12 protein-coding genes are annotated in these 14,264 nt (G+C 48.6%); 4 read left to right on the top strand and 8 right to left on the bottom strand.

The genetic code is table 11. The annotated features are described in order from the left end of the window. The first annotated feature begins 274 nt into the window (after positions 1-274). Both SNR34_RS13560 and SNR34_RS13555 read left to right on the top strand, forming a co-directional pair. Positions 275-2,026, top strand: a complete 1,752-nt coding sequence (locus SNR34_RS13560; protein WP_343260815.1) for a cache domain-containing sensor histidine kinase — start codon at positions 275-277, stop codon at positions 2,024-2,026. Continuing rightward, the gene (locus SNR34_RS13555) at positions 2,007-3,617 is read left to right on the top strand and encodes a response regulator transcription factor (protein ID WP_486182133.1); all 1,611 of its coding nucleotides are present in this window, start codon (positions 2,007-2,009) and stop codon (positions 3,615-3,617) included. Before SNR34_RS13560 ends, SNR34_RS13555 begins: the two co-directional genes overlap by 20 nt. A 58-nt stretch (positions 3,618-3,675) precedes the next feature. Here the strand turns inward: SNR34_RS13555 and SNR34_RS13550 are convergent, their stop codons facing one another. The 4 genes from SNR34_RS13550 to SNR34_RS13535 all read right to left on the bottom strand — a co-directional run bounded on the left by SNR34_RS13550 (position 3,676) and on the right by SNR34_RS13535 (position 7,869). Further along, positions 3,676-4,200, bottom strand: coding sequence for an EVE domain-containing protein (locus tag SNR34_RS13550; RefSeq protein WP_486182132.1), 525 nt, complete (start codon positions 4,198-4,200; stop codon positions 3,676-3,678). A 457-nt stretch (positions 4,201-4,657) separates the two neighbouring features. Next, complete coding sequence (locus SNR34_RS13545) at positions 4,658-5,518, bottom strand: carbohydrate ABC transporter permease (protein ID WP_339277951.1); 861 nt, start codon at positions 5,516-5,518, stop codon at positions 4,658-4,660. 1 nt (position 5,519) lies between these two features. Next, on the bottom strand, positions 5,520-6,452 hold the full coding sequence (locus SNR34_RS13540) for a carbohydrate ABC transporter permease (RefSeq protein WP_486182131.1): 933 nt from the start codon (positions 6,450-6,452) through the stop codon (positions 5,520-5,522). A 109-nt stretch (positions 6,453-6,561) separates the two neighbouring features. After that, positions 6,562-7,869: an ABC transporter substrate-binding protein gene (locus SNR34_RS13535; protein ID WP_486182130.1), complete on the bottom strand. Its 1,308-nt coding sequence runs from the start codon at positions 7,867-7,869 to the stop codon at positions 6,562-6,564. A 121-nt stretch (positions 7,870-7,990) separates the two neighbouring features. Here SNR34_RS13535 and SNR34_RS13530 point away from each other — a divergent pair, with 121 nt between their 5' ends. Continuing rightward, a complete protein-coding gene (locus tag SNR34_RS13530) occupies positions 7,991-8,935 on the top strand; it encodes a helix-turn-helix transcriptional regulator (protein WP_486182129.1) in 945 nt (314 codons plus the stop codon). 130 nt (positions 8,936-9,065) lie between these two features. Here the strand turns inward: SNR34_RS13530 and SNR34_RS13525 are convergent, their stop codons facing one another. The 3 genes from SNR34_RS13525 to SNR34_RS13515 all read right to left on the bottom strand — a co-directional run bounded on the left by SNR34_RS13525 (position 9,066) and on the right by SNR34_RS13515 (position 12,741). Next, positions 9,066-9,416 (bottom strand): Ig-like domain-containing protein, encoded by a 351-nt coding sequence (locus SNR34_RS13525; RefSeq protein WP_486182128.1) that lies wholly within the window; start codon positions 9,414-9,416, stop codon positions 9,066-9,068. 122 nt (positions 9,417-9,538) lie between these two features. Further along, positions 9,539-11,425 (bottom strand): glycoside hydrolase family 127 protein, encoded by a 1,887-nt coding sequence (locus SNR34_RS13520; RefSeq protein ID WP_486182127.1) that lies wholly within the window; start codon positions 11,423-11,425, stop codon positions 9,539-9,541. 248 nt (positions 11,426-11,673) lie between these two features. Next, positions 11,674-12,741: an alpha/beta fold hydrolase gene (locus tag SNR34_RS13515; protein WP_486182126.1), complete on the bottom strand. Its 1,068-nt coding sequence runs from the start codon at positions 12,739-12,741 to the stop codon at positions 11,674-11,676. A 302-nt stretch (positions 12,742-13,043) separates the two neighbouring features. Here SNR34_RS13515 and SNR34_RS13510 point away from each other — a divergent pair, with 302 nt between their 5' ends. Continuing rightward, the gene (locus SNR34_RS13510) at positions 13,044-13,361 is read left to right on the top strand and encodes a hypothetical protein (RefSeq protein ID WP_486182125.1); all 318 of its coding nucleotides are present in this window, start codon (positions 13,044-13,046) and stop codon (positions 13,359-13,361) included. A gap of 249 nt (positions 13,362-13,610) precedes the next feature. Here the strand turns inward: SNR34_RS13510 and SNR34_RS13505 are convergent, their stop codons facing one another. Continuing rightward, positions 13,611-14,150: a GNAT family N-acetyltransferase gene (locus SNR34_RS13505; RefSeq protein WP_486182124.1), complete on the bottom strand. Its 540-nt coding sequence runs from the start codon at positions 14,148-14,150 to the stop codon at positions 13,611-13,613. Between the last annotated feature and the right edge of the window lie 114 nt (positions 14,151-14,264).

The raw sequence follows: 14,264 nt of genomic DNA, 5'->3' as shown, positions 1-14,264 counted from the left end.
ATTAGCTTCAGTATAAACGACTTCCCCTTCGCTATATCGGACCCCTAGGGACGGTATTCGGACTTCTGATGTTCCTTTTTTGAACGCTTATGCGTAACCCGAATGCTTGCTGGCACAAAACATATCGCGATCCGGACTTTCATATGTGTATTCCGGACTTCTGAACCCCAAAAAAGCAAATCTTTATGCTTTTTTCAAGCAAAGGTTTTATACTATTCCTGAGATATTAAAGCGCATTCATAACGAAGCAATCCAGAAAGCGGGTGCATTGTTCATGGCAAACCTGAACGCCATCAAGCCCTATCCCATTCGGCATTACATTCGCATGATGTTCGTCATTTCATTTGTCGTGTTCGTTCTGGACCTGATCATCAGCATCGCTTCGATCTCCCTGGTCAAGCAGCAATCCGCCCAATATTTGCAAAATACCGCTGATTTGTACATTAATCGCATTAATCATGATTTTGCCTACATTAATCATTTCATGGGATGGACGCTGGCCAACGACGAAAATCTCGACACGATGAATACGTATGGCGTAAACAGCATTCCATTTCTGAAGTCCAATGAGAAGCTGCATAAGCTTTTTGCCGAACTGCAGCGAAACTATAGCCAGTCCTACAATTTCTTTTATTATTTGGAAAGCAGCGAATACTTCCTCAACTGTGCGCCAATAAGCATCTCTTATTCGGACTATTCGGAAGTGAAAAGACAGATCATCACCTTGACTCGTGAAAAAGGGGTATATGAGAAGTTCTACTCCCACTGGACGCCTATCCACGTGAACGGTACTTCTTATCTGATCAATATTGCGCCGTACTACAATCGGTATCTTATCGCGTTGATATCTGCAGATGATCTCATTGCCCCATTGCAGCAAATGAATCTGGGCGCCAACGGATACGCCTCCCTGGTGGATGAGAACGGCATGCAGCTTTCCGGACCTGCCAGCGGAGAAAACACGGCAGACCCGCAGCCTTCCTTCATGGATGTGCTCCAATCGCACAATGTCGTCAGCAGCGACTTCTCGAATGCGGATTTCAGCGCGCGTATGGTCATCAAGTTTGGTGCATTTGAGAAAATCATGGTGGCTCAGCTGCTCATCATGCTGCTTTTTCTGATTGTAACCTGCTCATTAAGCGCAATCCTAATGTTTTTCAGAACAAATCTGCTTGTTCCCATTCAGCGATTTTCCAAAAATCTAGCCCTCATTAACGAAGGCGATGAGGCAGCAGACCTCAAAAGCAGCCGGATTATGGAACTGGAGCAGGTCAATGCACAGTTCAAGGAACTGGTGGGCCAGATTAAACGATTCAAGATTGATCGCTACGAGCAGGAATTGGAGAAACAAAAAATACGTTTGGATTATATGAAGTTACAGATCAAACCCCACTTTTTTCTGAATTGCCTGACGAGCATGTACAGTATGGCGCAGATGCAAATGTATAAAGAGATTGAAAGCATGGCCCTGGCTACGTCCCGATATTTCCGTTATATCTTTCAAAGCGGAGATAATTTCGTTCTGCTGGAGAATGAAATCGAACATGCGAGAACGTTTCTGGACATCCAGAAATCACGTTACCGGGATGCTTTCTCCTATCGGATCGAACAGTCCGAGGGGATCACGGGTGTCGCTGTGCCACCGCTTGTTATACAGACATTTATTGAAAATGCCGTCAAATACGGCGTCTCGCGGGATCGGGAATTATGTATTACGTTGTCCGTAACGCAAGAGCGGCGAGAGCATGGCGATGTTGTGCTCATCCAGATCTCCGACACGGGACCCGGATTCAGTCCGGAAATTCTTGACGCATTGGTGCGCGGGGAAGCACTGGAACAAACCGGCGGCAACCGGATCGGCATTATGAATACCATTCAACGTTTGGAGCTGCTGTATCGGCATGAAGCGACGATTACGTTTGCAAACGACGCAAGCGGTGCGCGAATCACGCTTTCCTTGCCTAAAATCTTACTGAATTCAGAACCTTCGGGAGAGGTGGCAAACCATGAATGCATTGCTGGTTGACGATGATTACTTTGTTGTCATGGCTTTGGAAAAGAAAATCGACTGGGGGGCCCTCGGGATCGACACGATCTTCACGGCCTACAATATTGCGCAAGCCAAAGAAATTTTGCGAAACCATCCGGTTCAGATTTTGATATGCGATATTGAGATGCCCCAGGGAAGCGGGCTCGAGCTGCTCGCATGGGTCCGGGAGGAGTCGCACAGCGTACAGACGATCTTTCTCACCAATTATGCCGATTTCAACTATGCGCAGAAAGCGATCGAGCTGCAAAGTTTTGATTATTTTCTAAAGCCGATCGAATTCGACAAGCTGACTCTGATTATTCAAAAGGCGGTTGCCAAAGCCAGGGATCAGCAGTTTATTAAGAAGGCCATTGATGAAGGCGAGCTGTGGCAGAAAAATAGAAGCAAGCTCATCGAGGACAGCTGGCGCAGGCTCATCTCCGGTAAAGTCGTGCTGTCTGACCCCGCCGATGTTTCTGCTTTTTTGACGGAGCAAAATTGGCCTTACGAAGCAACGGACCTATTTCTTCCTATTCTGGTGAACCTGTTTCCATATGATCATACGCTGGGCAAAACCGACAAAAATCTGTTTGATTATGCGTGTTTGAACGTGATGGTCGAACGGTTTCAGGACGCTTTATTTTCGATTGAAGCCATAACCGAGATCAAGGATCATAACTGGATCGTTATTCTAAAATGGAACAGGTTACCGGATGGACAGCTCATCGAATCCATGTGCCGCTCGTTCATCCCGGAGGTGAACAATTACCTGAAATCGGATGCCTGCTGCAGTATCGGCTTCTCTCTGCCGCTGGGGCAGATTCGCCATACGGTGAACGAGCTGTTGTTAATGAATGAAGAGCGAATCAAACACCGCAACCAGACCTTTTTGCTGGAAAACTATAACAGGCCCCAATTGAATTACACACCGCCTGACCTGGGATTGCTCGAGCAATTGCTAAACGAACACCGATTCCAGTCCTTTCTGGATGAAACCGGTCGTTATATGCATCAGCTTGTACACGAAGGCATTGTAGGCACCGCTGTTCTGAGCCTGCTGCGTCTTGATCTGGTGCAGCTGGTGTATGCCCAATTGAAAAGCAAGGAAATTGAAGTCCACAAGCTGTACATGGGCAAAACGAATGATCAACTGTTCATGCAATCCCTGCATTCGATTGAAGATATGCAAGCCTACATTGCCTACCTGGTCAATACGGCTGCGGAATATCTGAATGCTGCCGAGCAGCCGAAGTCGGTTGTACACGAGATTACCCATTATATACGCACTCATTACGGAGAAGATCTGACACGAAACAGCCTCGGGGATCTGGTCTACCTGAACCCGGATTATCTCGCAAGGCTGTTCAAGAAAGAGATGGGCATATCACTCGGCAATTATGTCATTCACACCCGTCTTGCCGCCGCCCGGCATCTTCTGGAAACGACCACGCAATCGGTCCATGCCATTGCCAGACATGTGGGGTATACCAACTATTCGCACTTCACCAAGCTGTTTAAACAGGAAATGGGATGCAGTCCCAATGACTATCGCAAAAAGCAAAGAGAAAGCTCTCATGAAACAGGATAATCCATGAATTCTTGAGGGGTACAAAAAAAAGCCGCACATGGCGACTTTTTAAAAGAACTCAGAACAAAGTCATCTGTTCTTCCGAAGGCTCAACATGAAATCCATGGTCCTCTGACAGCATTTCATTCGCAATCATCATGAAATCGTCTTCGCTGACTTCAAATTGTCCGTATCGGAAGACTTGTCCCCAGTTGCACCGGTCTCGGGTAAACGAGAGCTTATGGAGAAGTCCTCTGATGCTTACGTTTCGGCAGGAAACGTATTGGATCTTTCGGCGATAAGGAACAAACGTCTCGCTCATTCGAAACAAGTAGACCGAATTGTCGGCAACCCGGCCCAACGCCGTAAACGCCTGCAATGGCTCACCATTCATCATGTCTGTGCGCGGCGAGTAGTAGATCAGGTAGTCTCCTTCACTCATTTGCTTCAATTTGGCCGCTTTGCCGTGGCAGGTCTGTCCGATCCCTTGTTCGACTCCGTGCTTCGCATGGGATTCCGAGACACAGCCGATCCAGTATCGGCGCTTTCGATGCTCCGGGTTTTTTTTCAGATCATTCAATATATCATGTTGGGACATCGTCATCTTGGGGGTGCCTCCTTTTGTGCGTCTATTTAAACCGCAATAATCAATCACACTAGGCCACTGCGAGTCGAGTCAGTAGCATGAACCAATGATTTTTACACAGAGTCACTGCGTGGTCAGAATCATCTTCCGATCGCTATTATCCCCTGATTTTTTTGATTCCCTTTTTCAAAGGGAAAATCCGGTGATAAACACGAAGCGTATGCTTTCGATGGAGCTTTCTTACAGAAAGCTTTTAGCTCTGCTTCTCCAGATTCTTTCTGCCCCCTCCGTTTTCGTGTAAATTTCTAGTTCAACCTATATAGAACGCTTCGCTTCTTCAGATCGGTTCTGCCTCTCTCCGTTAACGTGTGGATGTTTTTTACGGTTTTGTATAGCATTATTATAAAAGAACGCTACTGACAACGTGATGTCAGTAGCGTCCTTTTGGATTTTGTAGTTGACTCGGTACCGCGAATCATCCTTTAACTCCCCCAACCGTCAGGCCGGCGATAAAGTATCGCTGGAAAAACAGAAACAGCACAAGGATCGGCACAATGGCGAGCACAGCTCCGGCAATCAATGCCTCATAATTATTTCCGAGCGGCGATACGAATGATGCCAGTCCAATCGGCAGCGTAAACTGTTCTGTCGTACGAAGCACGATGAGCGGCCACAGGAAGTTGTTCCAGCTGTTCATCGCCTGCAAAATCGCAATCGCGCCGAATGCCGGCGTCATAAGCGGCATCATGATGCGGAAAAAGATGCCAAACTCCGTACAGCCATCGATTCTGCCCGCATCCATGAAATCTTTGGGCAAACCCTGCGCGAACTGACGGAAGAAAAAGATCGGCAGCGGAGCCACGACGAACGGCAGAATCACACCCCAGACCGTATTGATCAGTTTCAGCGAAATGGTCAGCTCATACAGCGGCAGCACAATAATTTCCATCGGAATCATCATGACGACAAGCACCAGTGTAAAGATCAGATTCCGACCTTTGAACCGATACACACCGAGACCATAACCAACCATTGAAGAAAACAACAGGCTCAAGACGGTAAACAGCGCTGTTATGACCAGACTGTTCTTGTACCAGGTAAAATAATTCCCCGCCGCTCCTTCTCCGGCAAAGATGGCCCGATAGTTATCCAGGTTCATGATGCTCCAATCCAGCCTGACGTTAAGGCCGTAACGGAACAGCTCCGTAGCAGGTTTGATCGAGGCCAGCATTAGCGCATAGAGCGGAAACAGCATAAGCACGGCAAGTGCGGCAAAGACCAGGAAAAGTAGGACGGAGGTAGGCGTGATTCGTTTGGAAGCCCATCGCTGTCTCATCTCAATCCTCCTTTCTGAACATGCCAAGCATCGTCAGCTGAAGCATGCTGATCACGAGCGTAATGCCCAGCAGCGTGATGCCGATGGCCGCGCCGAAGCCAAGGTTGAAGTATTGGAACCCTTGCTCGTAAATGTAACCCACCATCGTCAAACCGATATGCTGCGGAGAAGGCTTGCCTGCCCACAGCATGTAACTTTCCGTAAACATGGCATAACCGCCGTATAACGTTATCGTGATAACATAGATCGTAATCGGTTTCAGCATCGGCACCGTGATCCGGGTAAACTTTTGCAGCACCCCTGCGCCGTCGATATCCGCCGCCTCATATAGATCCTTGGGTATGCTCTGCAATGCGGAAAGGAAATACAGCATGTTGATTCCGATCCAGCGCCAACCGGCAAGCACTACGAGGGCCACCATGGCAAGGGACGAGCTGTACAGCCATTGCTGGCTAGGAATGCCAAAGGTGTTCAAGATGGTATTCATCAGTGCGCCATCCAGTTCGCCGAAAATCAATCTGAAAATAACCCCGGCCACCACGACGGAGGTCAATGCGGGAATGAACAGCGCGGAACGGAACAGATTGCGGGCCAGCATGCGGCTCGAATTGAGCAAAACGGCCAGCACCAGCGGAACGGGAATTAAGAGCAGCATCGTCCAGAACGTATACCGCGTGCTGTTCCAGAGCGCTGTCCCGAAATCGGCGTTCCATAGCTTGCGATAATTCTCCACCCCCACAAACTGCACATCACCAGGCAACACCTGCTGGAAACTCATCATGCCTGCGCGATATAGCGGATAAGCAAAAAAGATTAAAAACGACACGATAAACGGCATCACGAACAGATACGGCGCCCATGTCCGGGCATTCCATTTACGTCTTGAACGAAACCTGACCTGTGCCCGAACCTGCGTTTCATTGTGAAGCTGCACGGAATCAACCTCCACCCTGTTTATCTAAAATCCATGAATCAAACATGTTGCGGGCAGCCGCTCGCATTTTGCATTCACCTTTCCGGGCTGCCCGTTGTTTCATGTCTTTCTACCGCGTTAATTCTGCCTGCACGTCATTCAGGACTTGCTCGGGGTCCTTCATATTAATGAAAATGTCCGGAATGGCCTTGTTGCGGACCGCATCGAACACTTCCGGCGATTTCTCCCGAATATGCACCGGCGCGATCTCGTCTTTTACCGTCAGCAGTGTATCAAAAATATCCGCTCCGAAATATTCGGTGAATTTGTTGGTCTCCTTCATCGCTGCATCCGTCCAGACGTCGGTACGGATCGGATCGAAGCCGAGCTGCTTCCAAATCTGGAGGTTGCCTTCCTTCGACAGCTTCGCGTAGGCCAGGAATTGTTGAGCCAAATCCGCGGATTTCGATTGGTTCGTGATCGAAGTGGCGGTGCCTCCCATGCCCGCAGAACGGTTGCCGCCTTCTTCCCAGGCCGGCATCGGGCGAATGATCATTTTACCTTTCAGGTCGGGAATATGGTCAGTAAAACGGTTCATGAACCAGAACGGCATAAACACGGCCGCCGCATTTCCCTGATTCATATATCCGAAATATTCTTCCGTATCATGTCCGGCTCCAGGAGCAACAGCCGCTACGCCATCCTTCACCATCTGTTGGAAAAATTGCATCGTCTTCACGTTAATTGTTGCATTGACCGTCACATTGCCGTTTTCGTCAATCTGATCGGACTTCTGTTGACTGATGGCAGGCCACCACGACCAGTTCCCGTTGCCTTCGAACGTGATCATCGGTTTGCCCGTTTTTTCGAGCACAATATGCGCAGCTTTTTGAAAATCGCTCCACGTCTTGATCTCATCCGGGTTAACCCCGGCTTCGTTCAAAATGTCCTGGTTGTAATACATGACCGTTGCTCCGACATGGTAGTCGATGCCATAGTACTTCCCGTCCTTGCTGTAGATGTCCACCCGCGACTGTACAATGTTATTCAGCTCCGGCGTAATCATGTCCGTCAGATCGACGAGCTGTGGCACGCCTTTCATGAAATTCGGGAATTTGCTCTGTTCGATGTCCACCAGATCCGGTGCCCCAACGCCTGACTGCAGTGCCAGAAGCAGCTTGGTGTGCATGTCATCATAAGGAATCGTCGTTGCTTCGAGCACGATGCGCTGGTTCGGATGTTCTTCATTCCAGCTCTCTGCCATGCTCTCGTAAAACTTCTGGTGTGCATCCACAAACGTCCAAAATATCAGCTTGGTTTCGCCGCCTGCAGCCGGTTCCCCCGTCCCGTCGGACGCTTCCGGTTTTGCGCTGCAGCCTGCCAGGGCAGTCATCATGACCAGCAGGAAAACCCCAACCCAAATCAACTGTTTTTTCATGTCCCAGTCCCCTTTTCCATCATGGATTCCAAACCGATGTGTGGCCTATAACTTCTAAATGGTAGCGCTTTATTTTCTATGTTACTTGCTGTATCATAAAAAGGAAATGCTCGATGCCAACATGAATTTTAAATATTCCAACCTGTTGGAGGTGCCCTGTTTGAACTCGCCCATCCTTCATTTCATCACCCCGCCGATCCCCTATTTCATTGATTGCGGACGCGCCCGTTACGAAGCAGGCGAGCATCATATCAGCCGCAGCGATATCGGTGTTTTTGACCTGGTTGTCGTTACCAAGGGCACGCTGGCCCTGGGTGAAAACGGGATCGAATGGCTCCTGCGCGCAGGCGAAGCCCTCATCCTCAAGCCGGATGGGCATCATTATGGCAGCGCTCCGTGCGAAGCAGAGACCGAATTGATCTGGATTCATTTTCAAACCTATGGGAGCTGGAAAGAATCGGCCGATATGGACGAGTGTCTGGCAAACCAGGCGCAGCTGATGGAGAGCCACAAAAAAAGCGCGTACTTGAACCACTGCGACGTCTGCTCCATCTTTATTCCAAAACATATGAAAATCTCCCCCAAAGAAATGGAGATGCTTGAGCACTTCTCCCAGCTCGATCAGGAACCGCAATCCATGCGCAATTGGAAGCGCCAAGCCGCGTTTCAGCAATTCATGCAGCACCTTGACCTTGGCCTGTCTTCGCTGGCGGATGCCACGGCGATCCGGATCGCCGAAAAAATCGAACTATATATTCGCCAAAACTATACCCATCCCATCTCTAACCCCCTATTGCAACAGGACCTTAACTATCATCCAAATTATTTGGCTCGCAGCATGCTTAAGGTCTATGGCATGACCCCGATGGAGTATTTGCTTCATTATCGGCTGGAACAGGCCAAAAAACTGCTGCTGCAGACGGCGTGGTCTATCTCCCGCATCGCGGAAGAGGTCGGTTTCAATCATGTTTCCTATTTTTCCTCCTGTTTTTCGAAAAAAGAAGGCATCTCTCCTTCTACCTTCCGCAGCAAATTCACCGGTATCGAAATGACCGCAAAATCGTGACAAAAGACCGAGCGTTATTCAGCAAATGCACGCCAAATAACCGCCTGATGACTAGGGTGCATGCTGCCGCAAACAGCTTGCCTTCATGTCATCAGGCGGTCTTGTGACCCGCTACGCCAAAATCATGTCATTATTCGGCTTTGGCCACAACCTTGATCGTCGCCGCGACCTTCAAATCCTTGCCTTTTAAAGTCCCTTGCAACGCAAACGTTCCCGGGGATGCAAGCTGTTCTTCCGCAATGCGCTCCCATACGACAGGTAAATCCCTGCCATCCGTGTAGGTGACGGCGACGACATCCGGCAATGGAATCGGTTCGCCAACGGTAACCGTGATTTCCGTGTCGGCAATGGATTGAATGACGGCTTCATCCACGGGCACTTCATCGACTGGATGATTGGTTGGCGATTCGCTCGGAGATTCTGCGTCGACTTCCGGTACAGGCAGAGCTCCGGCTTCTTCATCGGCATTTTTACCTTGCATGCGCATACCTCCTCTTCATCACCCTCGGATCATCTTTCTTTTCCACATTCCCGTATCGCTACAGCGCCGATCCCCCCCCTCTCAGTGAAGTCCGTCACCATGCCACTCGTGAATCCAAACCCTCATTTCGCATCGCTGCGATACAGTTGGCCGCCCCATGCTTCATCCGTCTGCATCCTTTTGGCAGCAATGGTCAGGTCCGGCACGTTCATGGGATTCCCCTGACCGCTCCCCACCCTGAATTCATTCTCGCGCGGCAAATAAATCCGATACAGGCCTTCCCCGTTGTCGGCTTCTTCCAGACAGTACATAAACGGTCCCCGCTGCACGGCTACCCGGCCAAACGTATCCTGTATGCCCTCGTGGCCTTTCATCCGCAGCACATGCATCGGAAACAGGATCTGCACTTCATCCCCCGCAGCCCATAAACGCTCCAGACGAATGTAACCATCTTCATCCATTTCAACGCTCGGATCCAGCTCACCATTGATGGAGATCTCAGGAGTACCGCTCCAGCCCGGCTTGCGCAGTGCAAGAATAAAGTGGACGTCATGCGAAGTTTGTGGAGTGAACCTCATCGTCACTTTTCCTTGCGAAGCATAGTCCGACTCCATCTGTACATGAATCTCGTTCCCGTTTACGCAGAAAACGCCTTCTCCTCCGATATAAAGTTGTACATGCAATGTCGATTCATTTTCACTGACCGTGTACACATATTGATCGAGTGATGCCAATAACCGGGCAATGTTCGGCGGGCAGCATGCACAACCGAACCAACCTTGACGCCGGGAACGGACGTGGCTGTAATTGGGATTGGCATGATGCAAATGCGGATGCACCTCCAGCGGATTGACGTAAAAAAAACGCCGGCCGTCCAAAGACATGCCGCTAATGACGGTGTTGTACAGCGCACGTTCCATCACGTCGGCGTAGATGCTGTTCGCTTCCAGGTTCAACATGCGGCGAGCAAAAAACATCAATCCGATCGAAGCACAGGTCTCGGCATACGCCGTATCTCCAGGCAAATCATAGTCTCCTGTAAACGCTTCCTCTTTCGCGGACGAACCGATGCTTCCCGTAATGTACATCCGTTTGCCAACGATGCTGTTCCATAACCGGCGGCAGGCCTGCTTCAACGACTCGTCCCCCGTCTCGGCCGCAGCGTCAGCCATGGCAGAACACATATATACCAGACGGACGGCATGCCCAACAGCCGCGTCTTGCTCACGTACCGGCAGATGGGATTGCGAGTATTCGTGATGATGAACCATATCCAGTCCGCCGAAATGTACGCTTTTCCCACGCTTTTCCCATTCTTGGACGAAATAATGCGGCCGCTGACCTCGTTGATCGAGAAAATACAGGCACTGGTCCAGATACGTCGCATTGCCGGTCACTTTGTAGAGCTTGAACAGTGCCAGCTCAATTTCCTGGTGACCATCGTAACCTTGCAATTGTCCCGGCTTGGGGCCAAATACGTCGACGATGTGGTCAGCCAACCGGACGACGACGTCCAACAAGGTGCGTTTCCCTGTTGCTCCATAGTGGGCGACACCTGCCTCGATCATATGACCGGCGCAATAGAGCTCATGGCATTCGGCCAAGTTGGTCCAGCGTTGACCCGGCTCTTTCAACGTAAAATACGTGTTCAGATAGCCATCCGGCTGCTGCGCGCAAGCGATCGTATGAATCACTTCGTCCAGCTGCTGCTCTAACACCTCGTCGGTTTTGGCAGCAAGCAGGTAAGAAGAAGCCTCGATCCATTTGGCCACATCACTGTCCTGAAATACCATGCCATGGAATTCGCCCTCCTCTTCACCGGCAGCAATGCGGAAATTTCGGATGGCCCGGCTGGGTTCTGCCCCTTCGATCCGGTCATTGAGCGCTTCCCATTGATAGGGAACCACGACGTTGCGAACGAGCTCAACATACGGTGACCAGAAAGGATCGTTAATATGATTGCGGTAGGGTCGTGATTGTTTCGGTAATGAAACGTCTGATTTTTCCATTTAAACCTCTCCTTGTCATGATCATTAGCTTCATTTTACAAGTCTCAATGACGTGGAGGAATCATCATTTCCAACGTGAATTTATATGATTACAACCTCGGCCTGCCAAGTTTCTTCACGGAACAACAAAGAAGGCCAACCTGTCGGCTGACCTGATCTCATTTGGAATGTGGGGATAACAGCGATCGGAAGATGTTCCTCATCACTCAGTGGCTACGTTTAACCATCATTCGTTCTACTTATATAGGTTAGTTCTCTGCAAAGGTGGTGATCATCCACTCGCTGAATCTGTCTTTTTCTTCAATATGCGGGAAGTGGGCGGAATTTTCGTAGGCAATGAATTGCTTTTGCTTGCCATTTAACTGATCGAAGTATGTTCTGGCCGCAGCGGATGAAGTCATATAATCATATTTACCCATTACGAAATATACGGGTAGGTCAAGCTCTGTCACGACCGTGGACAATGGAGTGTCAAACACCTCGTCCAGAAGCACTTGTTGGTGACTCAGGATGCCAACGTAATAGCGGATGATATCCAGCAGGTTATACTCGCTCCCCAGAACCATGTCGAACACGTTACCGTCAGGCATTTCCCCGCTGCTGGAAGCACCGCCATACTTGGTTACGTACGATCTCGGCGTAAGGGCAGTCCCTTTGCGGATTTCTTCAGACATCTGCTCCAAATGCTGCACATCCCCCTCATCGCCAACCCGCCGCGCCTCGTTGATGACATACTCCAATGCATCGATTTCGCTTTCCGTCGCATTCCCAAGCTGCCCAATTCCGATGTAAGCTGTATATTTCTCAGGGGCTTGCTGTGCAGCTTGCGCTGCGACATATGTACCGTAGGAATGACCGATGAGGATGACCTTGTCTTGCCCCAAACGTTCGGAGACATGGTCGGTAATAGCGAGCAAATCCTCGACTAACACCTTGGACGACAAATCATCGTAGTTTTCAAAATAATGATAGGAGGCCCCACTGGCCCTTTGATCATAATTGACCACGGTGAAATGTTGCTCCCACAAGTTCTGGAAGCTTGCGGCATAAGCGATTTCTGACGATCCCGGACCGCCATGCACGAAAATAATCACTGGATTATCGCGGTCATGGCCGCGGATCATGATTCGATGTTTCGAGCCGTTAATCTCGATTTGCTCCAAGGTGCTGATGCTGCGCTCTCCTTCAATACCGGGTGTCCACGTCGGGAAAACCAACGCAACCACGCTGATTAGAATAAGAGCGAGGACAACGAGCCACGCCGCCTTCTTTGTTTTGCTTCTTCTACTCGCCACTGATCCACCTTTCCGATTCATCATCTTGATGAATCGTTAACATCATTTTCAATATATGACCATTCTAACGAAACAAGCGATGAGACAGATCAGTCCCTGGTCTGAAATTTTAATATAACTATTTATCCATTGGCTTTGTTAAACCTTAAGATGAAGTAGTCACACACTTGGCTTGGTTTCGTTAAATAGACGGCTAAGAAATATGAGAATAACTCATCGAATAAGAAAGATATGTTCGTCAAATCGTGCCTGCATACTGTCACCGACAGGAACACAAAGCTTCGGCTTTCTGCTTATTTTTGATTAACTGAAAGGATGTTCCGATGAAGAAAATTATCATTTCATTTCTAATGGTACTCATTCTTAGTTCATGCAGCCACTTTGACCAAGAAACGTGGAATAAAGAACCGGAGAAGAGAGACGGTATGATAAGCAGTTTAACAAGTAAGTACAAACTTAAGGGTATGACAGAGAATGAAATTATTGACTTGCTTGGAGAACCGGCAGAAAAGTTAACTGAACCATCACGACAATTCTTGTACTACATCGGAAGTGCAGGATTAGGGGTAAAGGTTAATTTATTGCAACTTCATTTTGATGAAGACGGAAAAGTAGAGAGTCATGACATCATATATAAATGAATTCAATAGCTCATAATACAGCCTTATCACCAAGACAGTTTTACAATTATGGTCAATTATAAACCTTTAACAGAGCCTATCCATCAAAAAAAGGTCATACTTTAGCCTAATAGGCAAAAGATAACCTTTATCGTTTCAAACGTTTTGTTTTGATAGCACAAACTATATTCATTGAACCAACAAGTCTCCATACAGAATCAGTACGATCCACAATTTAATTTACATGGCGGTTCCTTTTCATGTCTGTTGCTACGTTGCCACCACTTGGTGCAGATCGATATGGCTCTCCATAAAGGCGGACCGTTCCACATAGTACAGATCATAGATTGGTTCTCCGGCATTAACCGATTGGTATACTTCGTGAAACAATTCATTGGCTAATCTGACATACGGCAGTTTTTGGGCTGCTTTGCTGGATCGAATGTTTTGCTTGCGAATCTTTAAAAATACCGTTTCAATCGCATGTTCGAGAAACAATTCAACAAAGAAGGCCGATTTCGCTCTCTGGCTGTACCCGTTTCCAAAATACGGCGCCCCGATCCACGTGGCCAGGAACCCGGTGTTATTTACGATCTGATACAAATCAATGGTTCCGATCGGCAGACCGGCTTCATTCAGGATGGTGCGTGAAATGACCGTATGCTGTTCTTCTTCGGCGATCAATTGTTTGGTCAGAAATAAGTATTCTTCCACCGATTGGCATTGATAACGAACGTAGGGAGAAACTGCGGGGTCCGTCAATAAACTGTACAATGAATGACATTCATGCAAATCCCGTTTTTTTAACATGTTGTCTACCACCTGGTCCTTTGTCCGTTGTAACAAGCAAATTAAGTATATAAAAGGTTTTGTGGAATTTTATGAATTCTGTATATGGCTTATGTAAAAATTTTACGGATGACA

Source organism: Paenibacillus sp. XP01, assembly GCF_057364885.1.
Note: the sequence above shows the minus strand (reverse complement) of the source record. Positions and strands in the feature narration are given on the sequence as shown.

What these genes read in the sequence shown, in the direction of transcription:
- SNR34_RS13560 (WP_343260815.1), top strand. Translation starts at nt 275, where the DNA reads ATGGCAAACCTGAACGCCATCAAGCCCTATCCCATTCGGCATTACATT.
- SNR34_RS13555 (WP_486182133.1), top strand. Translation starts at nt 2,007, where the DNA reads ATGAATGCATTGCTGGTTGACGATGATTACTTTGTTGTCATGGCTTTG.
- SNR34_RS13550 (WP_486182132.1), bottom strand. Translation starts at nt 4,200, where the DNA reads ATGACGATGTCCCAACATGATATATTGAATGATCTGAAAAAAAACCCG.
- SNR34_RS13545 (WP_339277951.1), bottom strand. Translation starts at nt 5,518, where the DNA reads ATGAGACAGCGATGGGCTTCCAAACGAATCACGCCTACCTCCGTCCTA.
- SNR34_RS13535 (WP_486182130.1), bottom strand. Translation starts at nt 7,869, where the DNA reads ATGAAAAAACAGTTGATTTGGGTTGGGGTTTTCCTGCTGGTCATGATG.
- SNR34_RS13530 (WP_486182129.1), top strand. Translation starts at nt 7,991, where the DNA reads ATGAATTTTAAATATTCCAACCTGTTGGAGGTGCCCTGTTTGAACTCG.
- SNR34_RS13525 (WP_486182128.1), bottom strand. Translation starts at nt 9,416, where the DNA reads ATGCAAGGTAAAAATGCCGATGAAGAAGCCGGAGCTCTGCCTGTACCG.
- SNR34_RS13520 (WP_486182127.1), bottom strand. Translation starts at nt 11,425, where the DNA reads ATGGAAAAATCAGACGTTTCATTACCGAAACAATCACGACCCTACCGC.
- SNR34_RS13515 (WP_486182126.1), bottom strand. Translation starts at nt 12,741, where the DNA reads ATGAATCGGAAAGGTGGATCAGTGGCGAGTAGAAGAAGCAAAACAAAG.
- SNR34_RS13510 (WP_486182125.1), top strand. Translation starts at nt 13,044, where the DNA reads ATGAAGAAAATTATCATTTCATTTCTAATGGTACTCATTCTTAGTTCA.
- SNR34_RS13505 (WP_486182124.1), bottom strand. Translation starts at nt 14,150, where the DNA reads ATGTTAAAAAAACGGGATTTGCATGAATGTCATTCATTGTACAGTTTA.